Source organism: Nocardia sp. NPDC019395, from assembly GCF_040632335.1.
Classification (GTDB): domain Bacteria; phylum Actinomycetota; class Actinomycetes; order Mycobacteriales; family Mycobacteriaceae; genus Nocardia.
Genome location: NZ_JBEYBT010000022.1, coordinates 46,676 through 70,613 on the forward strand (window position 1 = coordinate 46,676; position 23,938 = coordinate 70,613).

At 66.7% G+C, this 23,938-nt stretch carries 24 protein-coding genes and 1 tRNA gene; 12 read left to right on the forward strand and 13 right to left on the reverse strand.

The window, feature by feature from the left end:
• Positions 1 to 64: 64 nt before the first annotated feature.
• The 3 genes from nhaA to ABZ827_RS28450 are packed head-to-tail and all read left to right on the forward strand — an operon-like array spanning position 65 to position 2,819.
• Positions 65 to 1,276: a Na+/H+ antiporter NhaA gene (gene nhaA, locus ABZ827_RS28440; RefSeq protein WP_357243163.1), complete on the forward strand. Its 1,212-nt coding sequence runs from the start codon at positions 65 to 67 to the stop codon at positions 1,274 to 1,276.
• A gap of 37 nt (positions 1,277 to 1,313) precedes the next feature.
• Positions 1,314 to 1,811, forward strand: coding sequence for a phage holin family protein (locus tag ABZ827_RS28445; protein WP_357243093.1), 498 nt, complete (start codon positions 1,314 to 1,316; stop codon positions 1,809 to 1,811).
• A gap of 48 nt (positions 1,812 to 1,859) precedes the next feature.
• Positions 1,860 to 2,819 (forward strand): alpha/beta hydrolase, encoded by a 960-nt coding sequence (locus ABZ827_RS28450; protein WP_357243096.1) that lies wholly within the window; start codon positions 1,860 to 1,862, stop codon positions 2,817 to 2,819.
• A 104-nt stretch (positions 2,820 to 2,923) separates the two neighbouring features.
• Here the strand turns inward: ABZ827_RS28450 and ABZ827_RS28455 are convergent, their stop codons facing one another.
• From ABZ827_RS28455 to nth, 4 genes are all read right to left on the reverse strand, one after another.
• Positions 2,924 to 4,117: a MarP family serine protease gene (locus ABZ827_RS28455; protein WP_357243099.1), complete on the reverse strand. Its 1,194-nt coding sequence runs from the start codon at positions 4,115 to 4,117 to the stop codon at positions 2,924 to 2,926.
• A complete protein-coding gene (locus ABZ827_RS28460; RefSeq protein ID WP_357243166.1) occupies positions 4,114 to 4,746 on the reverse strand; it encodes a CoA pyrophosphatase in 633 nt (210 codons plus the stop codon). The genes ABZ827_RS28455 and ABZ827_RS28460 overlap by 4 nt, the downstream gene beginning before the upstream one ends.
• A gap of 136 nt (positions 4,747 to 4,882) precedes the next feature.
• The gene (locus tag ABZ827_RS28465) at positions 4,883 to 5,542 is read right to left on the reverse strand and encodes a TlpA disulfide reductase family protein (RefSeq protein ID WP_357243102.1); all 660 of its coding nucleotides are present in this window, start codon (positions 5,540 to 5,542) and stop codon (positions 4,883 to 4,885) included.
• The gene (nth, locus tag ABZ827_RS28470) at positions 5,539 to 6,300 is read right to left on the reverse strand and encodes an endonuclease III (RefSeq protein WP_357243170.1); all 762 of its coding nucleotides are present in this window, start codon (positions 6,298 to 6,300) and stop codon (positions 5,539 to 5,541) included. The genes ABZ827_RS28465 and nth overlap by 4 nt, the downstream gene beginning before the upstream one ends.
• Before the next feature lie 178 nt (positions 6,301 to 6,478).
• Here nth and ABZ827_RS28475 point away from each other — a divergent pair, with 178 nt between their 5' ends.
• Positions 6,479 to 6,718 carry a hypothetical protein gene (locus ABZ827_RS28475; RefSeq protein WP_357243105.1) on the forward strand — a complete coding sequence of 80 codons (240 nt, stop codon included), beginning with the start codon at positions 6,479 to 6,481 and terminating at the stop codon, positions 6,716 to 6,718.
• A gap of 153 nt (positions 6,719 to 6,871) precedes the next feature.
• The gene (locus tag ABZ827_RS28480) at positions 6,872 to 7,546 is read left to right on the forward strand and encodes a Crp/Fnr family transcriptional regulator (RefSeq protein WP_357243108.1); all 675 of its coding nucleotides are present in this window, start codon (positions 6,872 to 6,874) and stop codon (positions 7,544 to 7,546) included.
• Between the two features lie 286 nt (positions 7,547 to 7,832).
• On the opposite strand, the gene ABZ827_RS28485 is transcribed toward ABZ827_RS28480, so the two are convergent.
• From ABZ827_RS28485 to ABZ827_RS28495, 3 genes are all read right to left on the reverse strand, one after another.
• On the reverse strand, positions 7,833 to 8,627 hold the full coding sequence (locus ABZ827_RS28485; RefSeq protein ID WP_357243111.1) for an MBL fold metallo-hydrolase: 795 nt from the start codon (positions 8,625 to 8,627) through the stop codon (positions 7,833 to 7,835).
• Positions 8,628 to 8,688: 61 nt separating this feature from the next.
• The gene (locus ABZ827_RS28490; protein ID WP_357243114.1) at positions 8,689 to 9,174 is read right to left on the reverse strand and encodes a RidA family protein; all 486 of its coding nucleotides are present in this window, start codon (positions 9,172 to 9,174) and stop codon (positions 8,689 to 8,691) included.
• Positions 9,175 to 9,179: 5 nt separating this feature from the next.
• On the reverse strand, positions 9,180 to 9,344 hold the full coding sequence (locus ABZ827_RS28495) for a DUF4177 domain-containing protein (RefSeq protein ID WP_280402308.1): 165 nt from the start codon (positions 9,342 to 9,344) through the stop codon (positions 9,180 to 9,182).
• 168 nt (positions 9,345 to 9,512) lie between these two features.
• On the opposite strand from ABZ827_RS28495, the gene ABZ827_RS28500 reads away from it, so the two are divergent.
• The gene (locus ABZ827_RS28500; protein WP_357243173.1) at positions 9,513 to 10,532 is read left to right on the forward strand and encodes an ArsA-related P-loop ATPase; all 1,020 of its coding nucleotides are present in this window, start codon (positions 9,513 to 9,515) and stop codon (positions 10,530 to 10,532) included.
• Positions 10,529 to 11,668: an ArsA family ATPase gene (locus ABZ827_RS28505; protein ID WP_357243118.1), complete on the forward strand. Its 1,140-nt coding sequence runs from the start codon at positions 10,529 to 10,531 to the stop codon at positions 11,666 to 11,668. The genes ABZ827_RS28500 and ABZ827_RS28505 overlap by 4 nt, the downstream gene beginning before the upstream one ends.
• Positions 11,669 to 11,770: 102 nt before the next feature.
• On the opposite strand, the gene ABZ827_RS28510 is transcribed toward ABZ827_RS28505, so the two are convergent.
• Positions 11,771 to 12,094 (reverse strand): WhiB family transcriptional regulator, encoded by a 324-nt coding sequence (locus ABZ827_RS28510; protein ID WP_357243121.1) that lies wholly within the window; start codon positions 12,092 to 12,094, stop codon positions 11,771 to 11,773.
• A gap of 349 nt (positions 12,095 to 12,443) precedes the next feature.
• Between ABZ827_RS28510 and ABZ827_RS28515 the strand changes: the two genes are divergently transcribed.
• Positions 12,444 to 14,828 carry a transglycosylase domain-containing protein gene (locus ABZ827_RS28515; protein ID WP_357243124.1) on the forward strand — a complete coding sequence of 795 codons (2,385 nt, stop codon included), beginning with the start codon at positions 12,444 to 12,446 and terminating at the stop codon, positions 14,826 to 14,828.
• A 96-nt stretch (positions 14,829 to 14,924) separates the two neighbouring features.
• Here the strand turns inward: ABZ827_RS28515 and ABZ827_RS28520 are convergent, their stop codons facing one another.
• Positions 14,925 to 15,389: a GatB/YqeY domain-containing protein gene (locus tag ABZ827_RS28520; protein WP_357243127.1), complete on the reverse strand. Its 465-nt coding sequence runs from the start codon at positions 15,387 to 15,389 to the stop codon at positions 14,925 to 14,927.
• 204 nt (positions 15,390 to 15,593) lie between these two features.
• On the opposite strand from ABZ827_RS28520, the gene ABZ827_RS28525 reads away from it, so the two are divergent.
• Positions 15,594 to 16,556, forward strand: coding sequence for a metallophosphoesterase (locus ABZ827_RS28525; RefSeq protein ID WP_357243130.1), 963 nt, complete (start codon positions 15,594 to 15,596; stop codon positions 16,554 to 16,556).
• A gap of 84 nt (positions 16,557 to 16,640) precedes the next feature.
• Positions 16,641 to 16,714: transfer RNA gene (locus tag ABZ827_RS28530), tRNA-Pro, on the forward strand.
• A 45-nt stretch (positions 16,715 to 16,759) separates the two neighbouring features.
• On the opposite strand, the gene ABZ827_RS28535 is transcribed toward ABZ827_RS28530, so the two are convergent.
• Positions 16,760 to 17,356, reverse strand: coding sequence for a helix-turn-helix domain-containing protein (locus ABZ827_RS28535; protein WP_357243133.1), 597 nt, complete (start codon positions 17,354 to 17,356; stop codon positions 16,760 to 16,762).
• Between the two features lie 108 nt (positions 17,357 to 17,464).
• Between ABZ827_RS28535 and ABZ827_RS28540 the strand changes: the two genes are divergently transcribed.
• Complete coding sequence (locus tag ABZ827_RS28540; protein WP_357243136.1) at positions 17,465 to 18,721, forward strand: FAD-dependent monooxygenase; 1,257 nt, start codon at positions 17,465 to 17,467, stop codon at positions 18,719 to 18,721.
• Positions 18,722 to 19,247: 526 nt separating this feature from the next.
• On the opposite strand, the gene ABZ827_RS28545 is transcribed toward ABZ827_RS28540, so the two are convergent.
• Entirely contained in the window at positions 19,248 to 19,388 is a 141-nt protein-coding gene (locus ABZ827_RS28545; protein ID WP_357243139.1) for a hypothetical protein, read from the reverse strand.
• A gap of 441 nt (positions 19,389 to 19,829) precedes the next feature.
• On the opposite strand from ABZ827_RS28545, the gene ABZ827_RS28550 reads away from it, so the two are divergent.
• Positions 19,830 to 21,176, forward strand: coding sequence for a serine hydrolase (locus ABZ827_RS28550; protein WP_357243142.1), 1,347 nt, complete (start codon positions 19,830 to 19,832; stop codon positions 21,174 to 21,176).
• Positions 21,177 to 21,218: 42 nt separating this feature from the next.
• Here ABZ827_RS28550 and ABZ827_RS28555 read toward each other — a convergent pair whose 3' ends face one another.
• Positions 21,219 to 22,253 (reverse strand): aspartate-semialdehyde dehydrogenase, encoded by a 1,035-nt coding sequence (locus ABZ827_RS28555; RefSeq protein WP_357243145.1) that lies wholly within the window; start codon positions 22,251 to 22,253, stop codon positions 21,219 to 21,221.
• Positions 22,254 to 22,256: 3 nt separating this feature from the next.
• A complete protein-coding gene (locus ABZ827_RS28560) occupies positions 22,257 to 23,522 on the reverse strand; it encodes an aspartate kinase (RefSeq protein ID WP_357243148.1) in 1,266 nt (421 codons plus the stop codon).
• Between the last annotated feature and the right edge of the window lie 416 nt (positions 23,523 to 23,938).

The window sequence follows — 23,938 nt, forward strand, 5'->3', positions numbered from 1 at the left end:
CTCCGGAAACTCCTCGGGGCGGACAGACACAGCAGATGTCCGTACGACCGAAAGGTTCCCCGTGCTGAGCAGCCCCCGGTCGGAACTCGCCAGATATCTCCGTACCGAAACCGTCGGCGGCGCCCTGCTGCTCATCGCGGCGGCGGCGGCATTGCTCTGGGTGAACTCACCGTGGGGCGATAGCTATCTGACCCTCACCGAAACCCAGCTGGCCATCCCGCGACTCCATCTGGACCTGACCCTGGCGGACTGGGTCAAGGACGGCCTGCTCGCCATATTCTTCTTCGTGGCCGGGCTCGAGCTCAAACGCGAACTCGTGGTCGGCGAGCTCGCCGACCCCAAACGCGCCGCGCTGCCGATCATCGCGGCCACGGGCGGAGTTGTCACCCCCGCGATCATCGCCTACACAGTCGGTTTCGGTGTCGACGGAATGGATCGCGGCTGGGCTATCCCCGTCGCCACCGATATCGCCTTCGCGCTCGCGGTCCTGGCGATGACCGGGTCCCGGATTCCCGCCAGCGCCCGGGTCTTTCTGCTGAGTCTGGCAGTCGTCGACGATCTGATGGCGATCGTGCTCATCGCGGTCCTGTTCACCACCGGTCTGGCGTTCACCTGGTTACTGGTCGCGCTGGCCTGCTGTGCGGGCTGGTGGTTCGCCCAGCACCGGCGCTGGTCGTCACCGCTCATCTATATCGTGCTGGCGCTGCTGTGCTGGTACGCGCTGCACGAAGCCCATATTCATCCGACTCTCGCCGGAGTGGCGTGCGGTTTACTCACCCGGGTCCGCCGTGACGAAGGAGAGCGCGCCGCGCCCGCCACGCGGTGGGAACACAAATTCCAGCCGATCTCGGCGGGTTTGTGTGTGCCACTGTTCGCCTTGTTCGCCTCGGGCGTGCCGATCAACGGCGAAGTCCTGGGCGACCTGTTCACCGAACGCCTCTCCCTGGCGATCATCCTGGGGTTGCTGGTGGGAAAGACCGTCGGAATCTTCGGTATCAGCTGGCTGGCGATCCGCACCGGGATCGCCAAACGCCCCGCGCACCTGGGCTATCGCGATATGTTCGCCCTGTCGGTGCTGGGCGCGATCGGATTCACCGTTAGCCTGCTCGTGGCGGAACTGGCGCTGGCGGACTATCCAGAATCCGCCGAATTGGCCAAGGCCGCGGTCCTGGTGACCTCCATGGCCGCATCGCTGGCCGGTTCGGCGCTACTGTTGCGGCGTGGGCGTGTCCACGAAGCACGGCGGGACGCGGATGCGCTAGAACCAGAACAGTAAGACCGAGCAGGATCGGGACAGGGAGAGGGTCGACCACGTGAGTGTCACACAGGGCGGTAACGGCGACGGCGCGCGAGGCGGCACAGTCACCTCGATTCCGCTGTCCGAGCTCGACCCGCACGCATCGGCCAGTTTCGGCAGTCTGGTCCGCGACGCCTCCGAGCAGGTCTCGACACTGGTCCGCGCCGAAGTGGCCCTGGCCAAGGCCGAGGTCACCGGTGAGATCAAGAAGGGCCTGCAGGGCAGCGTCTTCTTCGTCGGCGCGCTGACCGTGCTGCTGTTCAGCAGTTTCTTCTTCTTCTTCGCGGTCGCCGAAACCCTGGATATCTGGCTCACCCGCTGGGCCGCGTTCTGGATCGTCTTCGCGTTCATGATCTTGGTCACGGTCGTGCTGGCCTTCCTCGGCTACCGCAAGGTGAAGCGACTGCGGGCACCGGAGAAGACGCTCGACTCGCTCAAGCAGACCCGCACGGTCCTGCCGTCCGGTTTCGGCAGCCACGACGAGCCGGTCGCGCTGGACAAGACCACCCGCTGAGCGGGGCAGACACGGGACGGTACCGGGCGTTTACTACGCTCGGACGCCGTGGCGTCGAACTTTCCACCGGACCCGTCCAGCGTGCGCTACGACGGTGGCTGGACGCACCGTGACGTGCACGCGAACGGGATACGGCTGCATATCGCATCCGCCGGACCGGGCGATCCCGAAGCACCCCTGGTGGTGCTGCTGCACGGGTTCGCGGATTTCTGGTGGTCGTGGCGTCATCAGCTCACCGCCCTGGCCGAACTCGGCTACCACGCGGTGGCGGTGGACCTGCGCGGCTACGGCGACAGCGATAAACCCCCGCGCGGCTATGACGGCTGGACCCTGGCCGGCGATATCGCCGGACTGATCCGCGCGCTCGGCTACAGCAGCGCGACCCTGGTCGGTCACGCCGACGGCGGCCTGGTCTGCTGGGCGACCGCGGTCCTGCATCCGCGGCTGGTGCGGGCGGTCGCGGTGGTGTCCTCGCCGCATCCGGCGGCGCTGAAGAGTTCGGTGCTGCGCGATAACGCGCAGCGCCGCACATTCCTGCCGGGATTCCTGCGCTCTCAGCTCCCCCGGTACCCCGAACACCTGCTGACCCGCGAGGACGGGCGCGGTGCCGCCGATCTATTGACCGGCCGCAGTTCGCCCGGGTGGGCCGGGAGCGCGGAGTGTGCCGATACCGCGCACCGGATGCGTTCGGCCATCCAGATCCCCGGTGTGGCCCATTGCGCGCTGGAGTACAAGCGGTGGGCGTTCCGCAGCCAGTGGCGAGCGGACGGGCGGCGCTTCATCGCCGTTATGCGCAAACCCGTAGACATACCGGTGGTGTCGCTGCGGGGCGAATTCGATCGGTACATCCTGCCGCATACCGTGCACCGCGGCCCACAGCTGGCCCCGCGCCGCCGGGTGGTGACGGTACGCGACGCCGCGCATTTCGCGCATCAGGAGAACCCGGAAGCGGTCACCGCGGAGATCGCCAAACTGCTCGCCGGCGCGGAATCACCGAAAACGCGATAGCCCAGCCTGACCGGCCCTCCACGCACCACTGCGCGCTCGCGAAGCCCACAGCGCGATCTGTCCGGGGGCGACACCGGACAGGCCCCCGGGACAGACGGCCGCTGTCAGCTCAGGACGCAGGGCCCCGTAGCGACCGGCGCCGTCGACGCGGGAGCCGCGGTGACCCGGTCCCGGACCTCGTTCAGCGTCAGCACATATCCGGTGTCGTCATCGGTGACCGCGGCACCGAACACCACGCCCAATACTTTCCCCTCGGCATCGACCAGCGGCCCACCCGAATTGCCGGCCCGAACTTGGCCGCGCACCGTGTAGACCTCGCGTTCCACTGTCCCGTCCCGGTAGATGGTGGGCCCGGTCAGGTCCAGGGTTTCCCGGACGCGGGCCGCGCTCGCGGTGTAACGGCCACCGCCCGGATAACCCAGCACGATCGCACTTTCGCCCGAGACGGCGGCGTCCGGCGCCTGTGGGATCACCGGCGCCGGGAGCCCGGGGACCGACAGCACCGCGATATCCATGGACGGATCGAACTCCACCACAGTCGCGTCCAGCGGTCCGGCCGCCGAATCCACCGTCACGCTGGTGGTTCCGGCTACCACGTGCGCGTTCGTCATCACCCGTTCCGGTGCCACCACGAATCCCGAGCCCTCCAGTGCACGTTGGCAACTCGGCGCGACGCCACGGATCCGCAGCACACTCTGCTGGAGCGATTCGGCGACCGGGCTGGCCAGAACACCGGGATCCGGTGGTTCCACCGCGGCGATGGGTGCGCGCCCGAACGGTCCGATCACATCCGGCAGACCCGAGGTGTTCAGCAGTTTCGAGAATTCGTTGGGCAGAGTCCGCAACCAGTCCGGCGCGACCCGGTTGACGTCGGCGAGGACCCGGGAACTGTTGATCGCCGCGGCGATGGCCGGCTGCGAAGAGGTCGCCAGCGGTAGCGCCAGCAGCCAGGCGGTAACCAGTACCGCACCGGCCATGAGCACCGCGCCGACCGAGCTGTCGGCCCCGCGCGCGAACGGATGCCGCATCCCGCTGCGCGCCGCCCGGCCGAGCACCATCCCGGCGATCTCGCCGACGATCACCAGCAACACGATGAGCAGCACTCCGGCCAGAACCCGGCTGCGGCCCTCGTCGATATGCACGAGGATATGCGGGGCGATCAGGATGCCGGCGACAGCGCCCAGCACCACGCCGAGGAAGGCCAGCGCCGAACCCACCGCCCCCTGCCGCCAGCCGGAGGAGGCAGCCAGCAGCGCCAAGACGACCACAGCGATATCGAGCCACGCCGAAGAGCTCACAACACCATCCCCACAGCGGCCAGCGCCTGCTCCAGATCACGCACGTCGGTTCGGTCCCATTCCGATTCCCAGCCCAGTGAAGTCACAAGTCCGGCCAGTATGCCGCCGGTCAGTCCCCACACCAACATCCCGTCCACCTGAAACGCCGGACTCCGGTAGCCGAGTGCGCTGCGCACCAGGAATCGGTTGGCCGGGTCCAGCAGGTCCGACATCGGCACCCGGACCACCCGATCGGTTTCCGCGCGGTCCATCACCCGCACTTCGCTCGGTGTCCGCCAGTAGGCCACGACCGGTGTCACCTCGAAGCGTGAGGGCGGTACGAACAGCTTCGGCAGAGTCGTGATCGGCTGGACCCCCGTACGGTCGAGCCCGGTCTCCTCCCAGGCTTCCCGCAGCGCGGTACCGACCGGCCCATCGTCCTCGGGATCCACGGCGCCACCGGGGAAAGCGACCTGCCCGCTGTGGTTGCGCATGGTGGTCGCGCGCTGGGTCAGCAGTACATCGGCGTCCGCGGGCAGACCGCCCGGCGCACTCGGATTCCCGTCCGGGTCACCGGAGAACAGAACCAGTACCGCGGCCTGCCGGACATGCCCCGATATCCTCCGGCGCAGTACCCGCGCCCGGCCCAGAGTGTCGGAGAAATCGGGCTGCCCGGGCCCCGCCGCCCCACTCAACCACCCCGGCAACTGCCCCTCGATCACGAACACTCCCTCGAAGCGGTTGCATATGGTCGGCGGAGGCCGTAGCGAAGGCGGAGGTATCGCATCACGCGGCAACTCCCAGAGCACCGGCCACAGTGTCGGCGATATCGGTCACATCGCGGAACGGGCGCGCGACGTATTCGGCAATGGAACCATCCGGCCGCACCAGGACGGTGATCGGCAGGGCGCGCGGCGCGTTCGCCGCGGTTCGAACCCGGGCATCCGGGTCCTGCAGACCTGCCAGCCGGAGTTCCGGACGATGCTGTGCACGGAGCTCCTGGTTCAACGCGGCGAGCATCGAGAGGGCCTTCGCCTCGTCCGGATCGCTGTGCACGGTCAGCACCCGCACAGCCGATCCGGCCCGGGCCGCGTACTCCTGGAACAGTGGCAACTCCGTGCGGCAGGGCTCACACCAGTAGGCCCACAGGTTCAGCACCATCGGCTCGCCGGTCATCCGGCCGGGTGCCGCCGGTGCGCCGTCGGACAGACAGCTGAGGACGAGATCCGCCAACGGTCCGCCGACCGGCGGAGACGCCGAGTCCGCGGGACAATCCGCCACACCCGAAGCCTGGCGCAACGCGGGATCGATCTGACGTGCGGGTTCCGGGCTCGCACCGGTTCCACCGGAATCCGAACCGCCGCGCGGCCACAACGCCACCGCGGCCGCCAAGGCCACGATCACCGCCGTCAATGCCCATTTCCAGTAGCCCGGTAGCCGGATCAACGGCCCACCAGTTCGAGCAGATGCGCTGCTTCCGGACCCTTCACCAATGCGGCGGCACTATCCGGATCGGTCGGACCGGCGCCGAACGAAGGACAGTCCTTGGCCAGTACGCACACACCGCAGGCGGGTTTGCGGGCATGACAGACGCGGCGCCCATGGAAGATCACCCGATGGGACAGCAGTGTCCACTCCTTACGTTCGACAAGGGCGCCGACGGCGTGTTCGACCTTGACCGGATCCTCCTCGATCGTCCAGCCCCAGCGACGCACCAGGCGCCCGAAATGGGTGTCGACCGTGATCCCCGGAATTCCGAAGGCGTTACCGAGGATGACATTGGCAGTCTTGCGGCCGATCCCCGGTAACCGCACCAGCTCCGCCATCGTGTGAGGTAACTCACCGTCGTATTGCTCGACCAGTGCCTGCCCGAGCCCGATCAGCGAATTGGTCTTGTTGCGGTAGAAACCGGTCGGACGGATGAGTTCTTCCAGCTCCGTACGGTTCGCCCCGGCGTAGGCGCGCGCGTCCGGATAAGCGGCGAACAACGCGGGAGTGGTCATATTCACTCTGACATCGGTGCACTGCGCGGAAAGGATCGTGGCCACCGCGAGTTCCAGCGGCGTCCCGAAATCCAGCTCGCAATGCGCGTCCGGAAATGCCCGGGCCAACTGCCGGTTCATCCGGCGCGCCCGGCGCACCAGACCCAAACGGGTTTCCGCCGGTCGGGAACGGGTTTTCCGATTTCCGGCCCCGCCGGACACCGAGCGCGCCGCGCTTTCCCCGGCAGTACGGGAAAGGGGGCTTCCGGCGGTATCGGAGGGGGTGATTCGCACCCATCCACCATACGGAACCCGCCGACAACGTTGCCCTGCCAGTTCTGGTCCCGTATTCCATCTGAGACCTCGACCGTGTTTACTACCCGGCATGCAAGGACTCGCTGTGGCGCTCTTCCCAGTGGTGTTGATGCTGTTCGCCCTCGGCATGGAACGAGTGGAGAACCGTCTTCGCAAACTTGTCGAGCCCGACGAGGAAGTCCAGGCCTACCTGGACAAAGCCAGCAACGCCGAGGTCAACGAGCTGACAAAGCTCGGCCTACCGGCGGCGGTGGCGCGTATGCGCAAGCGCCGCAATCGCAGCGAGGAGGCCGAGGAGTCCCTCGATATCGCTCGTGCGAGCTGATCCGTATGCCCGCTCCGGTGCTCCGGCCCGGTCCCGGTTAACCTTCCTTACGTGGTGTCTGTCACTGCGCGCCGATAAGGCCGCGTAGACTGCACTGTCGGCCGAACCACTTCGGTCCGATGACTACAGCCATTCCCGATAAGGAGCACATTCGTGGACGAGGCCCTCGCCAGAGCAGGCATCTTCCAAGGCGTTGAGCCCACCGCGGTGGCTGCGCTCACCAAACAGTTGCAGCCCGTGGATTTCCCCCGCGGCCACGTCATCTTCAACGAGGGTGAACCGGGTGATCGGCTGTACATCATCACGTCCGGCAAAGTGAAGCTGGGACGGCGTTCCCCGGACGGCCGGGAGAACCTGCTGACCATCATGGGCCCGTCGGATATGTTCGGCGAGCTCTCCATCTTCGATCCGGGCCCGCGCACCTCCACCGCCACCACGGTGACCGAGGTCCGTGCCGTCACCATGGACCGTGACGCGCTCAAGTCCTGGATCGATCAGCGCCCGGAGATCGCCGAACAACTGCTGCGGGTGCTGGCCCGCCGGCTGCGACGCACCAACAACAACCTCGCGGACCTGATCTTCACCGACGTCCCCGGCCGGGTCGCCAAGGCGCTGCTGCAGCTCGCCCAGCGTTTCGGAACGCAGGAAGCCGGCGCGCTGCGGGTCACCCATGATCTGACCCAGGAGGAGATCGCCCAGCTGGTGGGCGCCTCCCGGGAAACGGTCAACAAGGCGCTCGCCGATTTCGCCCATCGCGGCTGGTTGCGCCTCGAAGGGAAGAGCGTGCTGATCTCCGATTCCGAGCGACTGGCGCGCCGGGCCCGCTGAGACACGCCCGGCGTCACCCGCCGGGTTCACTCGTGGCTTCGCTCTCCGCTGGATTCCGGACGCCGATGCTGCCCGTCCGCCGGGCCGGGTGGCCCAGCCTGGCGCCGGGTGCGCACGCGGCCTCGCGGGTTCGGTACGGCGGGCATCGTCCGGACACCACGTTCGACCGCACGGAGCGGAAGGGTATTCGGTGGGTACTCGGGCCGCCGACCTGCGCCCCCGCGCCGCTCGGCGGCGGTGGGCACAGCGGACCGAGCCTTACTCGTGTAGTGCCGGATTCCCGACGCTATGCGCCGGTTTCCGACCGCAGATACGTGAGTTGCGATTCGACCGAACTGCGCGCCGCCGGCCACAGACTCTCGTCCACATCCGCGTATACCTTGCGCACCACGTCCATCGCGTCCGCGTCCGCGCCCAGTTCGTCCAGTGCGGTACGCACTTGCGCGAGCCGCTCGTGCCGATGGGTGATGTAATACCGCGCCACCGGTTCGAGGTCGGGGTGGTCCGGCCCGTGGGCGGGCAGCAGGGCCAGCCCGGCACCGGCCTCTAGCAGCCGGTCCATCGAGTGCAGATAATCACGCAGGGTGCCGTCGCGGTCCAGCACAGTGGTACCGCGGCCGAGGATGGTGTCGCCGCTCAGAACCGCGTCCGCGAGCAGGAAGCTCACCGAATCGGCGGTGTGCCCCGGCGTGTGCAGCACGGTGATCCGCAGACCGGCGACTTCCACGACCTCACCGTCGGTGAGTGGCGAAACATCTCCTCGCAGGAACTCCGGGTCCATCGCCCGCACCGGTGACCCGGTCAACCGGACCAGTTCGTCGATCCCGCCCGTATGGTCGGGATGGCGATGAGTGATCAGGGTGAGCGCGACAGCACCCCCGGTCGCCTCGGCGATCGCGGCGATATGTTCCGGCATATCCGGGCCCGGATCGACCACCACACAGTCGGCCTGCCCGGGAGCGCGCAGAATCCAGGTGTTGGTTCCGTCCAGGGTCATCGGACCCGGATTGTTCGCGAGCAGCACCGCCGCCGACGGCGTTACCGCACGCAATTGCCCATAGGCGGGATGAGTGAGTGTCATCGACGACACCTCCGATCAGAAAGCGACACAGTCGAAGCTACGTGCCGCGCCGCGATTTCGCTTATCGCACCTCGGCGATCAGTTCGACCTCCACCGGGGTGTTCTTGGGCAGCTCATAAACCCCGACCGCCGAACGCGCGTGCGCACCGGCCGGCCCGAACACCTCACCCAGGAATTCCGAGGCACCGTTGATCACCAGCGGCTGATCGGCGAATCCGGGTGCGGAGGCGACGAAGCCGACCACTTTCACGATCCGCACGACCTCGTCGAGGCCCACCAGATCGTGCACGGCGGCCAGCGCGTTGAGCGCGCACCAGCGGGCCGCGAGCACGGCGTCGTCGACGGAGACTTCGGCCCCGACTTTGCCGACCGCCGTCAGTTCACCCGAGACGAACGGCAACTGCCCGGAGGTGTACACATGCGATCCGCTGCGCACCGCGGGTAGGTAGGCGGCGACCGGCGCCACCACCGCGGGCACCGTCAGTCCCAGCCGGTCGAGGTTCGCCCGCCATTCGGTGGCGGGCCCGCGCTCAGTGGATTCCCCCATGGCGCTTACTGCTTCGGGCGCTTCAGGTATGCGACGTGCTGTTCGCCGGTGGGCCCGGGCAGCACGGTCACCAGTTCCCAGCCGTCGGCGCCCCACTGGTCCAGGATCTGCTTGGTCGCATGGGTCAGCAGCGGTACGGTCGCGTATTCCCACTGGGTGATATCGCTCATGCGCACCGAGCGTACTGGGTCCCGGACCGAACGCCGGGCGCAGGACCGGTGTCGCCGGAACAGGGTTCGTATCCCGGTGTCTGGTACACCACAGAGGTACAAACCGGAGTATGCGGGCATCCGTCCAGTCCGGGTTATAGGCTCGCGATCGTGGCAGAACGAACGACGATGCCGGAATCGGCCGAGCCGGATCTGAAAACCGGGTGGCCGGAACGTGCGGCGAATGCCCGCCTGCACTACGTATCCGGTAAGGGCGGCACCGGTAAGTCCACGGTCGCCGGTGCGCTGGCGCTGGCGCTGGCCGCAGGCGGGCGGCGTGTGCTGCTGGTCGAGGTCGAGAATCGGCAATCGATCGCGCAGTTGTTCGACCTGCCGCCGCTGCCACCCACCGAAACGAAGATCGCCACCGCGGACGGCGGCGGCGAGGTGGTGGCACTGGCTCTCGATATCGAGCATGCGTTCCTCGAATACCTGGACATGTTCTACAACCTCGGGTTCGCCGGGCGCGCCATGCGACGGATGGGTGCCATCGATTTCGTGACCACCATCGCGCCGGGTCTGCGGGATGTCATCCTGACCGGCAAGATCAAGGAATGCGTGGTCCGGGCCGGTAAACAGGGTTCGCCGGCCTATGACGAGGTGGTGGTCGACGCCCCGCCGACCGGGCGGATCGCGAGCTTCCTCGATGTCACCAAGGCGATGGCCGAACTCGCCAAGGGCGGCCCGATCGCCGGACAGGCCGAAAGTGTCTCCCGGCTGCTGCACTCGGACCAGACGCTCATCCACCTGGTCACCCTGCTCGAGGCCCTTCCCGTCCAGGAGACCCTCGATGCCGTCGCCGAACTGCGCGCGAACGATCTGCGGATCGGCAGCGTCATCGTCAACCGCGCCGCGCAGAGCCCGCTGAGCGTCGAAGCCCGCGGTAGCGCCGCCGCGGGTGAACTCGACACCGAGGCCCTGCGCAGTGGTCTGGAGTCCGCCGGGATCACTCTGCCCGCCGCCGATTTCGCCGGCCTGCTGACCGAGACGGTCGAGCATTCGGCGACGTTGAGCGCCCAGGACCGAAGCGCCGCGGAACTACTGGACCTGGATATCGCGCGATTGCAGTTGCCCACCTTGGCGGAGGGTATGGATCTGGGCGGCCTCTACGAGCTGGCCGCCTATCTGACCGAACAGGGAGTCCGATGAGTACCCGACCGGCGGGCCCCGCGTCCCTGGATATCTCCGGCATCCTCGCCGACCCCACCGCCCGGGTCGTGGTGTGCTGCGGTTCCGGCGGTGTGGGCAAAACCACCACCGCCGCGGCGATCGCGCTGCGCGCGGCCGAACAGGGCCGCAAGGTCGTGGTTCTCACCATCGACCCGGCGCGGCGACTGGCTCAGTCGCTCGGCGTCGCGGATCTGGACAACAGCCCGCAGCGCGTCGACCTGGGACCGGAGGTCAAGGGCGAGTTGCACGCGATGATGCTGAATATGCGGCGCACCTTCGACGAGATGGTGCTCGAGCACACCACTCCGGAGAAGGCCGAACAGATCTTCGCCAACCCCTTCTATCAGGCGGTCGCCTCATCGTTCGGCGGCACCCAGGAATACATGGCGATGGAGAAGCTGGGCCAGTTGGCGGGGCACCGGGAATGGGATCTCATCGTCGTGGACACCCCGCCGTCGCGTAATGCGCTGGACTTCCTGGACGCACCGAAACGGCTCGGCAATTTTCTCGACGGCCGGATGATCCGGGTCATCATGGCACCCGGCCGCGGCGTCGGGCGGTTCGTCACCGGCGCCATGAGCCTGGCGGTTCGTGGTGTGTCCACCATCGTGGGCGGTCAGATGCTCAAGGATGCCTCGAACTTCCTGCAGTCGCTGGAGTCGCTGTTCGGCGGATTTCAGGAGCGGGCCAACCGCACCTTCGCGATGCTCGCCAAACCCGGTACTCATTTCCTGGTCGTCGCCGCCCCGGAACCGGACGCGCTGCGTGAGGCGTCGTTCTTCGTGGACCGGCTGTCCACCGAGAAGATGCCGCTGGCCGGGCTGGTGCTGAACCGGACGCATCCGGTGCTGTGCTCGCTACCGGCCGATCATGCCCTCACCGCCGCCGATCGTCTCGCCGAAACCGACCCGCTCACGGCCGGCGTTCTGCGCCTGCACGCCCACCGGGTGGCGACCGCACGGCGTGAGCAGCATCTGCTGCACCGATTCACCGGAGCTCACCCGCGGGTACCGATGGTGTCGGTGACAGCGCTGCCGTTCGATGTCACCGATCTGGCCGCGCTGCGGGCCGTCGGCGCCCAACTGGCGGGCACGGGCACCGAGGCCGCCGGCTGACGGCTACCCATAGCCGCAGGCTCTCACTCGCCGACCAGTAGGCCGCCGGGCACTCGAATATCGAGTGCCCGGCGGCCGGTCGGTGGTCCTATCGGTAATTCACTACATCGCTATCTGGTGCTGGCGCTGGGCATGGAAAAAATCCGCCCAGGAGGTCACCTCCGGATGCTGTTTGAGCAGTGCCCGTCGCTGCCGCTCGGTCATACCACCCCACACCCCGAACTCGACCCTGTTGTCCAGCGCGTCCGCCCCGCACTCCATCAGGACCGGGCAATGCCGGCAGATCGTCGCCGCCTTGCGCTGTGCCGCGCCGCGTACGAACAACTGATCGGGATCTACTTCCTTGCATCGAGCCTGGGAGACCCAGGCGATCCTTGCTTCGGCCTCTTCTACGTCCAATCGAGCGACGGGGGTTGTCATGTGCATTTGGTGTGCCCCTTTGCCAGTCCGAACACCGGGTCACGGCGCTCCGGAATCGCGTGTACTCCGCAGCAACCCGAACCTCGCTGCGAAGTGCACCACATTCCACATTGAGTGTTAGCTCTATCACACTGAGCTCTCAATCTAGGTAAAGGTATGCCGCGAGCGCAAGACCGGATGATGACTTTTTGGTACGTCCGTGCCTGCGGCCGTGCGGCCATCGCCCGCCCCCACACCCGAATACGCACGTCAGGCGCCTTCACCGGGACAGCCCGTCCAATCGGCGAATCCGGAGACACAACACCGGGTGTCCACACTTCACGGGCGCCGAACCGCAACCCTCTACGCTGGTGCTGTGCCGATCACACGTGCGCTCCTCAAGCTGGCGGGCAGCTGTGTACTCGCCTCCGTACTCGTAGCCGGAATGTTGTTCCCGGTCGCCGGAGGTTTCGGATTCGTCTCGAATCGCGCCGCCGACGCCGTCGACAATGTGTCGGCGGAACTGGTCGAGGGAACCGTGCCCGCCGTGTCAACCATGGTGGACGCAGCCGGGAACCCGATCGCCTATCTGTACGAGCAGCGCCGCTTCGAGGTACCCAGCGATCAGATCTCCAACGATATGAAGCTGGCTATCGTCTCCATCGAGGACAAGCGCTTCGCCGACCATCACGGTGTCGACTGGCAGGGAACCATCCGCGCCTTCCTCACCAACACCAGCAGCGGCGAGGTCCAGCAGGGCGCCTCGACCCTCGACCAGCAATACGTGAAGAACTTCAACCTACTGGTGGTCGCGAAAACCGACGCCGAACGCCGGGCCGCCATCGAGACCACCCCCGCGCGCAAGATCCGCGAGATCCGGATGGCGCTCACCCTGGACAAAGAACTCAGCAAAGACGAGGTACTCACCCGGTATCTGAACCTGGTGCCGTTCGGTAATTCGTCCTACGGCATCCAGGACGCCGCCCAGACCTACTTCGGCATCGACGCGAAAGACCTGAACGCCGGCCAAGCGGCGATGCTGGCCGGGATGGTGCAGAGCAGTTCGAAACTGAACCCCTACACCAACCCGGAAGGTGTGACCGCCCGGCGCAACCTCGTACTGGACACGATGATCCAGAACATCCCCAGCCGGTCCGAGGAGTTCCGCGCCGCGAAAACTCAGCCGCTCGGCGTTCTGCCCGAGCCGAAGGGGCTGCCGCAAGGTTGTATCGCCGCCGCCGACCGCGGCTTCTTCTGCGACTACGCGCTGCAGTACCTGGCCGAGGCCGGGCTCAGCCAAGAGCAGATCCAGAAGGGCGGATATCTGATCCGCACAACGCTGGACCCCGCCGTACAGGACTCGGTGAAACGCGCGGTGACCGAGAACGCCGACCCGCATCTGCCCAATATCGCCGAGGTCATGTCACTGATCGGCCCCGGCAAGGACAAGCACCCACTGAAGGCAATGGCCAGCAGCCGCACCTACGGACTGGATCCCGAGAAGCAGGAGACCCTGCTCGCCCAGCCGTATTCGATGGTCGGTGACGGCGCGGGCTCGGTGTTCAAACTGTTCACCACGGCCGCCGCGATGGAGAAGGGTATGGGCATCGATGCCCAGCTCGATGTCCCCAACCGGTTCGACGCCCGCGGCATGGGTAACGGTGGTGCCCCCGGCTGTCCCCCCGCCACCTATTGCGTCGAGAACGCCGGTAACTACCGGTCGCCGATGTCGGTGACCCAAGCGCTGGCCACCTCGCCCAATACGGCCTTCGTCAAACTCATCCAAGCCGTCGGAGTGACCCCCACCGTCGATATGGCGGTCCGGCTGGGCCTGCGCTCCTACACCGAACCCGGGAGCTCCGGCTTCGACAACCAGAGCCTGGCGGACATGATCAAGAGCCAGAACCTCGGCTCGTTCACCCTCGGTCCGGTGGCGGTGAATCCGCTGGAACTGTCCAACGTGGCGGCCACCATCGCCTCCGGTGGAACCTGGTGCCCGCCGTCACCCATCGCGGAGGTCATCGATCGGTACGGGAAGCCCGTACCGCTCACCGAACAAGCGTGCGAGCAGGTCGTCGAACCGGGTCTCGCCAACACCCTGGCCAATGCCATGGGCAAGGACCACGACCCCGGCGGCACAGCGCACGCGGCGTCCGCGGCGGCCGGCTGGAACATGCCGGTGGCGGCCAAGACCGGAACCACGGAGAGCCACCGGTCCTCGGCGTTCGTGGGCTTCACCGATTCGCTGGCCGGCGCCGCCTACGTCTACGGCGACAGCCCGACGCCGGGAGAAATCTGCTCGTTCCCGCTGCGTAACTGCGCGGCGAGTGATGCCAACGGCCTCTTCGGCGGTAACGAACCCGCCCGGGCCTGGTTCAAAGCCGCGAAAGACGCCTCGGCGAACTTCCCGCCCCCGGTGTTGCCACCGCTGGACGAGAAGTATGTGCGCGGCGCCGATAATGCCCGAGTTCCCGATGTGGTGGGGATGACGGCGGGCGAGGCGACCGGTGCCCTCACCGGCGCCGGATTCAAGGTCACGTCGGTGACCTCGCCCGGCTCGGCACCGAAGGGCACGGTCACCGGGTCGACACCGAACGGCTCGGCGATTCCGGGCTCGCAGGTGACGATCTATCTCAGCGACGGCACCATCCGGGAGGCGCCGGCCCCCGGACGCCCGGAGGCCTCGACTCCGAACGCTCCAGGGATACCGCTGCCGCCGTTCCTGCCACCGATCCCCATACCGGTTCCGATACCCCGGTGATCCCGGCAGTGCGGGCGCGGCTCGCCGAGCTCAGTGACACTGTTCGCGGAGCTCAGAGACACAGCTCGCAGAGCTCAGAGACACAGTTCGCAGAGCTCAGAGACGCGCCTTCACCGCCGCCGAGATCCGGGAACCATCGGCCTTACCGGCGGCCAGCCCGGTCGCGACCTTCATGACCTGGCCCATCTGCCGCTTGCCGGGTCGCTCGCCCAGTTCCTCCGCGACCTGGGCTATCGCGGTATCGGCGAGATCGGCGACCTCGGCGTCCGTCAACTGCGTAGGCAGGTACTCGTCGATGATCCGCGCCTCGGCGTGCTCGTTCGCTGCCAGCTCGCCACGACCGGCCTGGGTGTAGACCTCCGCGGCCTCGGTGCGCTTCTTCGATTCCTTGGTCAGCACCGAGACCACCTCGGCATCGGAGAGTTCCCGGGCTTCCTTGCCGGCCACTTCGGCCGTCTGCACGGCAGCCAGCAACATCCGCAGCGTGTTCAGCCGGAGCGTATCCTTCGCCTTCATCGCAGCGGTCAGATCGGCGCGCAGCCTCGATTTCAGTTCCGACATGGGCGCAACGGTAGCCGTTGCGTCCCGCCACGCCCACCGGATTACCGGCCTACGCCGGGCGTGTCCATTCGCAGTTATCGCATTGTTTCCCAAGGCCATAGGCCCGGCAACCGCGCAACCGGGTGGGTTATCCGCCCGCCACGCAGTGGTAACTGTGGCTCAACACGCTGCGCACTGCGCGTGCTGGTCACCTATGCTGGGCAAATGCCCGTGATCTCGACGTCGACCCTGCGCCGGACCGCCTTCGGCGCAGCCGGAGCCGCGGCTGCCGGAGTCGGCTACGCCTCACTGATCGAACGCAACGCCTTCGTTCTCCGCGAAACCACCATGCCGGTACTGCGGCCGGGTTCCGCACCGCTGCGGGTATTGCACATAAGCGATCTGCATATGACGCCCGGGCAGAAGCTCAAACAGCAGTGGTTACGCGAACTCGACCGGCTGGAACCGGACCTGGTGATAAACACCGGTGACAACCTGTCCCACCAGAAAGCCGTACCCGCGGTGGTGCAGTCGCTGGGCCCGCTGCTGTCCCGTCCCGGGCTCTTCGTATTCGGCAGCAACGACTACTTCGCTCCGGTGCCGAAGAATCCGCTGAAGTACTTCGACAAGAACCACAAGCGGGTGCACGGCGCCCCACTGCCCTGGAAGGATCTGCGCGCGGCGTTCACCGAACGCGGCTGGCTCGATCTCACCCATACCCGCCGCGATATCGAGGTGGGCGGTATCCGGATCGCCAGCGCGGGCGTCGACGATCCGCATATGCAGCGCGACCGCTACGACACCATCGCCGGTGCCCCCAATCCGCTCGCCGACCTGCGACTCGGCCTGACCCATTCGCCCGAGCCGCGGGTCCTGGACCGCTTCGCCGAGGATGGCTACGACCTCGTCCTCGCCGGCCATACGCACGGCGGCCAGCTGTGCCTGCCCGGCTACGGCGCCTTGGTCACCAACTGCGAAATCGACCGCTCCCGGGTGAAGGGCCCGTCCAAATGGGGCGCCCACACCCAACTGCATGTCTCCGCCGGTATCGGGACCTCACCGTGGGCCCCCTACCGTTTCTGCTGCCGCCCCGAAGCGACTCTGCTCACCTTGGTCGCGGTGCCGCCGAATAAACCGGCCACCGAATCCGGCCAGGGCATCTCGACTTCCCAGGCGGTGGCGCGGTAGCGGTCGTATCCCGGAAAACCGGCCTCGAGCTGCCGGTTTCTTATCCGGACCGGACCTGATGTAAGCTACGTCAGGTCCGCTTCACGGGGTGTGGCGCAGCTTGGTAGCGCGCTTCGTTCGGGACGAAGAGGTCGTGGGTTCAAATCCCGCCACCCCGACTCGTGTTGGTCGAGACACGGTAGGCCCTTGATCAGTTCGCCTGATCAAGGGCCTTTCTCGTCGACCGGTGCGAGATCCCTGCCCAATACGGATATCGCCGCGGCGAGGTCGGTTCCGCTGGGCAGCGCGCCGTCGGGGTTGGCCATCCACTGGATTGTCAGTCCGTTGAGCAGGACCATGTACAGCCCGGCGACAGCGCGCGCACGAGACTGATCCAGATCCGGATGCGCATCCGCCAGCATGGTCGCGATCTCCGATACCGCCGAATCGTTCAGCTCGCCCATCCGCATCTGTTCGCTGGGCGTCCGATGGACCCGGACCAAGTTCTCCACACTCGCTACCAGGACATCCCGGCTACTGCCGAAGAGGTCGGCGATATCCGCCCAGACCTGGGGAAACGCCGCGCCTACGGACTGACCGGCGGTCTCCCGGATCCGCCGTTCGAGGTCGTCGCCGATCACCCGGCCGCTCTCGTCGGTGAAGGCCTCGGTGAGCAAACGGTCCTTGGAACCGAAGTGATAGCCGATGGCTGCGAGACTCACACCCGCTTTGGTGGCGATATCGCGTGCCGTGGTCGCGGCGAATCCGCGCTCGTAGATACAGGAGCGCGCGGCGTCCAGCAGATCCTCCTTGTTTCCCATCCAACCACTCTAACGCAACCGTCTTAGACATTTGTTCTAGACAGTGAACTCAATCCGTGTTAGACATATGTCTAAGACATTCGGACAAGATCTGAAGCGAGGAAACCGATGACCACACGATCCACCGCCACGACCCCACGGGTACTCATCTCCGGTGGCGGTATCGCCGGTAACGCGGTCGCCCTGCAGCTGACCCGCGCCGGCATCCGGCCGACCGTGGTCGAACGGGCACCCGCACCGCGGCCGGGCGGCCAGGCCGTCGATCTCCGCGGACCCAGCCGGATCGTCGCCGAGCGGATGGGGCTGATGCCCGGGATCCGCCGCCACCAACTCGACGAGCGCGGCATGCTGCATGTCGATACCACCGGCAGGGAAATCGTCCGTATGCCGGCGGATCTCTTCGGTGGGAACGGCGCCGTGGCCGAGATCGAGATCACCCGTGGCGATTTGAATCAGGTCCTCCTGGACGCCCTCGCCGACGCTCACGAAAATGCCGGCTGCCCCGGCGTCGAATACCGGTACGGCGAACAGATTCGCGAACTGAACGAGTACGACGCCGGCATCCGGGTCGAATTCGCCTCCGGCAACACCGAAGAATTCGACTTTGTGATCGGCGCCGACGGCCTGCACTCGACCACCCGCCGACTGGCCTTCGGGCCTGAAGAACAGTTCAGCACCTACCTCGGCGCTTACATGTCGTACTTCACCGTGCCGACCCCGGCGGGTATCGAACCCCATTGGATGACCATGTATTCGATGCCCGGTGGGATCGTGGCGGGACTTCGCCCCGATGCCGATCCGGTCACCTCGAAGGCACTGGTCATTGTTCGGTGCGCCGCGGATCCCGCACTCCGGCGCGATTCCGTGGCCCAGCGAGAACTCATCCGGAAGAGCCTCGCCGGCGGCGGTTGGCTCACGGCCACGATCAGCGACGCGATGGATCGGGCCGACGATTTCTATTTCGACGAACTCGCGCGGATCACGATGCCCCACTGGACAACCGATCGAATCGCGCTCGTCGGCGACGCCGGCTACTGCGGATCACCGCTGAGCGGTCAAGGCACGGCCATGGCACTGGTGGGGGCGTATGTACTGGCCGGAGAGATCATCCGTACCCCGGACGACCCGGCCGCCGCACTGGGCCGCTACACCGAAACCCTCCGCCCATTCGTCGAAACCGCGCAACAGCTCCCGCCGGGCGGAGTGAAGTCCATGGCACCACGCACCAGGGTCGGTATCCGCGCCGCTCACGCCCTCGTCCGCGTGACGAGCTCACGGGCGGTCGCACCCCTGATGGCCCGAATGCTGTCGGAGACCGAGAAATACAACCTCCCCGATTACCCGGCGACACCGGTTCCGAACTGACCACATGCCTGCCGGTCGCGAATGACTTCGATGCGATACCGACGTGAACGCGCAGCACAACCCCCCGCCGGACCCTGAACGGCCGGCCGGACGAGTCGACGCTGCTTCGCCCGGCCGGCCGCTGTCCGTGGACGATGCCGTGCCGATTGTCGAACGGTTACCTTTCGCGGCAGCGCACCGGGCGACCATCTGCGCCGGTCCACTACTGAGCATCCGGAAGAGCCGAACGGTTCTACGGCTGCCGGCCGACCCGGTCACCCCGCGAGACCGGGCCGGTCGACGACGCCCCCTACCCGCGAGCCGGTCTGTCACCCCACGAGACAGACCGACCCACCCGGACTCCCAGCTCCCCCACTGGTCGACCGGCCCCACCCCGGGTGGTTCCGGAACTCCTCCCCGGACTCCAGAACCACCCACCCCCGCGGATCCCCCACCATTCCCCGGATCCGCCCTGTTCCGGGATGCGTACCGGGTCCTCCCCAGGCACCGGTTCGTATCCCGCCCCCTCTTTCAGCGGTGTCCTCGACTACTGGCAGGAGTCGAAGACGCCGAGCTCGGTGCGGCCGTCCTTGATCAGGTAGCCGGTCGCATACAGTTCGGTGGCCGCGGCCGGTCCGGCGGTGAGGGTGCCGGCCGGGGCGAGGGCGGTGGTCAGCTCGGTGATCATCTACGGGTTCCTGTTCGCGGTGTGAGTGCCGGGTCCGTGTTCCGGCATGACTCAACAATGCGGCCAGGTACTTGGCGGGTTCTTAACGTGAACTTATAACGCTGCGAACACGATCCGTCACAGTGCAGTCAAGGTCGCAGCACGGGGCGCGCGGCCGTGCTGCCATCCGGGTATGTCGGGCATCATGGAGGACATCCGCTACGACAAGAGTGGGAGTGTCGATGGATACGTTGGTCCTATGGGCGCTTGCCTGTGGTGTCTACTGGTTCGGCCTGCTGTAGCCGGTGCCCGTGCCGACATAGCGACGGCGCTACAGCACACTTGCCGATGAGCTCGCGACACCCCTGATCGATCCACCGATAGATCAGGGGTGTCGTATATCCGGCGGGCCACGCGCCGCCGATACCGTCGTCGGCACCGGGGCCGCATTAGGGTGTCCGCATGGCGCGTTTCGGTGGGCTCCTGGCGGGAGTCGCGGCGGTAACACTGGTGGCAGGACAGGTAATAGCGGCACAAGCGCACGCCACACCCGCGACCGCCGAATGCGCGGTGACCTCCGGTCGGGAACCACAGCGGGCGCGGCCCGAACAGGCAGGCCTGGACCCGCAGCGGCTGGCCGATGCACTGGCCTTCGCGGGAAGCCGGAATCGGCTGAATGTTCAGGTTTTCCGGCACAACTGCCTGGTCGGCGAGGGTCCGGCCAACGACCGGACCGGGCATATCCCGTGGAACGTATGGAGCGTGACCAAGAGTGTGATCTCACTGCTCACCGGGATCGCGGCCGAGCGCGGTCTGGTGGATGTCGACGCACCGATCGACCGGTATCTACCACCGGGCCTCGGCGATCCGCGGCGCCGGGCGATAACCGTCGAGAATCTCCTCACCGAGACCTCCGGGATGCGCACGGGAGTGGTCACCGAGGGCATCACCGGAGCCGTCCCCCTCGACCCCAACAGCGCGGTACAGGCCCTCGGTGTACCGCTGGACCATGAACCCGGCACCGTGTTCACCTACAGCCAGCGGACAGTAGACCTGCTCTCCTACGTGCTGCAGCTCGCTGTCGGGGAACCGCTGCAGGAGTTCGCACAGCGAGAACTGTTCGATCCGTTGGGTATCGAACGTGGTGACTGGTACTGGGCGCGCGACCGCTCCGGCCACACCTACGGCTACGCGCATCTGCTGATCCCGCCGGACGATCTGGCCAAACTCGGACTGCTCGTCGCGAACGACGGCAAATGGGGCGAGCGGCAGGTCGTATCCGCGGAATATCTGGCCCGCGCGACCACACCGTCACCGGCGAACCCGTGCTACGGGTACCTGTTCTGGGTCGGCTCGGCCTGCGCGGAGAACCCCTCGTTCCTGCCGCCGGATACCTTCGCGATGTCGGGTATGGGGCTGCAGAACGTGTTCGTCGTACCGAGCCTGGATCTGGTCGTGGTGTGGACCGGCGTTTTCGGCAACGTCAGCGAATACGGGCCGGCGGGGGTTATCCAGAACTTCGACGAACTGCCACACGAGTTCTTCCGCCGGCTGATGGCCGCGTTCCGGGAACCACCGGTCGCCGACCCGGGCCCGTACGTCGAACCGCCGCTGGAAGTGGACCCGAACGCGTATATCGACACCGATATTCTGCTGGCCGTTTTCGGCGTCGGCACCTCGGCCTATCCCGGCTGCGATGTGTTCGCCTGCCTGGGCGAACCGCTGGCCCCACCGTTCAGCGACGCCCCTCCGGGATGTGCGCTGCTGGTCTGCCTCGGGACGGATCCGCGGACACCGGGAATCCACTGAACCGCTGTCCCCGGTACGCCGGACGTACCGGGGACAGACTGGTCAGCGATCGGCGAGCAGGACTTCCGCGATCTGGATGGTGTTCAGTGCCGCGCCCTTGCGCAGATTGTCGCCGGCGATGAACAACGCCAAGCCGCGACCGTCCGGGACACCCGGATCCTGGCGGATACGGCCGACCAGGGATTCGTCCTTACCCGCGGCCTCCAGCGGAGTCGGCACGTCGACGAGCCGCACGCCGGACGCCTTCGCCAGGATCTCCTGTGCACGCTGCACCGACAGCGGATCGGTGAATTCGGCATTCACCGACAGGGCGTGACCGGTGAACACCGGGACCCGCACGCATGTGCCGCTCACCAGCAGATCCGGAAGGCCCAGGATCTTGCGGCTCTCGTTGCGCAGCTTCTGGTCCTCGTCGGTCTCGCCGGAGCCGTCGTCCACCAGCGACCCCGCCAGCGGCAGAACGTTGAAGGCGATCGGGGCCACGTACTTGTTCGGGGCCGGGAAGTCGACGGCACTGCCGTCGTGGGTGAGTTTCTCGGCGTCGTCGATCACCGCACGTGTCTGCGAGGCGAGTTCCTCGACCCCGGCCAGACCGCTGCCCGAGACCGCCTGATAGCTGGACACGATGAGCCGCCGCAGGCCGGCCGCGTCGTGTAGTGGTTTCAGCACCGGCATCGCGGCCATGGTGGTGCAGTTGGGGTTGGCGATGATGCCCTTGACCAGGTTGCGAGTCGCCTCCGGGTTCACCTCGCTGACCACCAGCGGGATATCCGGATCCTTACGCCACGCGGAGGAGTTGTCGATAACCGTGACCCCGGCCGCCGCGAACCGCGGTGCCTGCACCCGCGACATGGTCGCACCGGCGGAGAACAACGCGATATCCAGCCCGGACGGGTCGGCGGTCTCGGTGTCCTCCACGGTGATCTCACCGCCGCGCCACGGCAGCTTCTTACCCGCCGAACGCGCCGAGGCGAAGAACCGCACCTCGTCGGCCGGGAAATCGCGCTCCTCGAGCAGTTTGCGCATCACGGCGCCGACCTGACCGGTCGCGCCGACCACACCTACACGAACACCCATGGGTTATCGCCCCGTTCCGGCGTGCACGACGGCGACCTCGTCGCCGCCGAGATCGAAGGCGCGGTGCAGGACCTGGACCGCGTCGTCGAGTTCGGTGTCTTTGACCAGGACCGAGATGCGGATCTCGGAGGTGGAGATGAGGTCGATATTGATACCGGCGTCGGCCAGCGCCTCACAGAAGGTGGCGGTGACCCCGGGATGGCTCTTCATACCGGCGCCGACCAGCGACACCTTGCCGATGTGGTCGTCGTAGAGCACCTGCGAGAAACCGATCTCGCTCTGGTACTTGGCCAGCATCTCCACCGCCCGGGTGCCATCGGATTTGGGCAGGGTGAAGGTGATATCGGTCTTACCGGTCTCCACCTTGGAGATGTTCTGCAACACCATATCGATGTTGATCTCGGCCTCGGCCACATAGCGGAACACCTTGGCGGCGTATCCCGGTTCATCCGGTAGGCCGACCACAGTCACCTTGGCCTCGCTGCGGTCGTGCGCGACGCCCGTGAGGATTGCTTGTTCCAAGGGAATGTCCTCCATCGATCCGTAGACGTAGGTGCCCTGCTTGTCGGTATAGGACGAACGCACATGCACGGGCACGTTGTAGCGGCGTGCGTATTCGACGCAGCGCAGCATCAGCACTTTGGACCCGCAGGCCGCCATCTCCAGCATCTCCTCGTAGGAGACCTGATCCAGCTTCTGCGCGTCGTTGACGATGCGCGGATCGGCGGTGAACACTCCGTCCACGTCGGTGTAGATCTCACAGACGTCGGCTTCGAGCGCGGCGGCCAGCGCGACGGCTGTCGTATCGGAACCACCGCGACCCAGCGTGGTCACGTCCTTGCTGTCCTGGCTCACACCCTGGAAACCGGCGACCAGCACGATGGTGCCCTCGTCCAGGGCTTCGCGGAGCCGGCCCGGCGTCACATCGATGATCTTGGCCTTACCGTGCACCGAAGTCGTGATCACACCGGCCTGGGAGCCGGTGAACGACCGCGCCTCGGCGCCGAGGGTGTGGATGGCCATGGCGACCAGGGCGTTGGAGATGCGTTCACCGGAGGTGAGCAACATATCCATCTCCCGGGCCGGTGGCGCGGGGCAGACCTGCTCGGCCAGGTCGAGCAGTTCGTCGGTCGTGTCACCCATGGCCGAGCAGACCACGACCACATCGTGGCCCTGCTTCTTCGTCTCGACGATCCGTTCCGCGACGCGCCGGATCCGATCGGCCGAGGCGACCGAGGATCCTCCGTACTTCTGGACAACGAGTGCCACGAGGGGTCCTCCAATGTCAGCGAACAGGCGATCAGTGCATAAGCGTACCGAGCCCGATGTACCTGTCCCGGGAGTATCCGCCCTGGTTGTGGGTTAACACACAGCTGTGTGACGTCACGTTTACCGGGCCGGGGGCCCGCCGGACGCGCGGGTATCGGGGGCGATCCGGCGGCGGGGTTCGAGCACGGTCGAACCAGGTGACCTGGGGTCTGTTGCCGAACTTCTGCTGCCGGTCGGGGGTGACGGGGGTGCGGCGGAACTGCCGGTTCAGCACGACGATGCCACGGCCCGCCGATACCGGATAGCTCTTGATGACCGGTTCGTGAAGGTTCTGTGTTTTTGGCGCCGCCTGCGGCGGCGCGGGTTCGGGGCCCCCTTGGTCTCGTTCTTCACTCCCGGCGCTCAGTCGCTGCGCT

Excerpts from the sequence above, each read along its gene's own strand:
- ABZ827_RS28485 (WP_357243111.1), bottom strand. The coding sequence starts at position 8,627 with ATGACACTCACTCATCCCGCCTATGGGCAATTGCGTGCGGTAACGCCG.
- ABZ827_RS28490 (WP_357243114.1), bottom strand. The coding sequence starts at position 9,174 with ATGGGGGAATCCACTGAGCGCGGGCCCGCCACCGAATGGCGGGCGAAC.
- ABZ827_RS28495 (WP_280402308.1), bottom strand. The coding sequence starts at position 9,344 with ATGAGCGATATCACCCAGTGGGAATACGCGACCGTACCGCTGCTGACC.
- ABZ827_RS28500 (WP_357243173.1), top strand. The coding sequence starts at position 9,513 with ATGCCGGAATCGGCCGAGCCGGATCTGAAAACCGGGTGGCCGGAACGT.
- ABZ827_RS28505 (WP_357243118.1), top strand. The coding sequence starts at position 10,529 with ATGAGTACCCGACCGGCGGGCCCCGCGTCCCTGGATATCTCCGGCATC.
- ABZ827_RS28510 (WP_357243121.1), bottom strand. The coding sequence starts at position 12,094 with ATGCACATGACAACCCCCGTCGCTCGATTGGACGTAGAAGAGGCCGAA.
- ABZ827_RS28520 (WP_357243127.1), bottom strand. The coding sequence starts at position 15,389 with ATGTCGGAACTGAAATCGAGGCTGCGCGCCGATCTGACCGCTGCGATG.
- ABZ827_RS28525 (WP_357243130.1), top strand. The coding sequence starts at position 15,594 with ATGCCCGTGATCTCGACGTCGACCCTGCGCCGGACCGCCTTCGGCGCA.
- ABZ827_RS28535 (WP_357243133.1), bottom strand. The coding sequence starts at position 17,356 with ATGGGAAACAAGGAGGATCTGCTGGACGCCGCGCGCTCCTGTATCTAC.
- ABZ827_RS28540 (WP_357243136.1), top strand. The coding sequence starts at position 17,465 with ATGACCACACGATCCACCGCCACGACCCCACGGGTACTCATCTCCGGT.
- ABZ827_RS28545 (WP_357243139.1), bottom strand. The coding sequence starts at position 19,388 with ATGATCACCGAGCTGACCACCGCCCTCGCCCCGGCCGGCACCCTCACC.
- ABZ827_RS28550 (WP_357243142.1), top strand. The coding sequence starts at position 19,830 with ATGGCGCGTTTCGGTGGGCTCCTGGCGGGAGTCGCGGCGGTAACACTG.
- ABZ827_RS28555 (WP_357243145.1), bottom strand. The coding sequence starts at position 22,253 with ATGGGTGTTCGTGTAGGTGTGGTCGGCGCGACCGGTCAGGTCGGCGCC.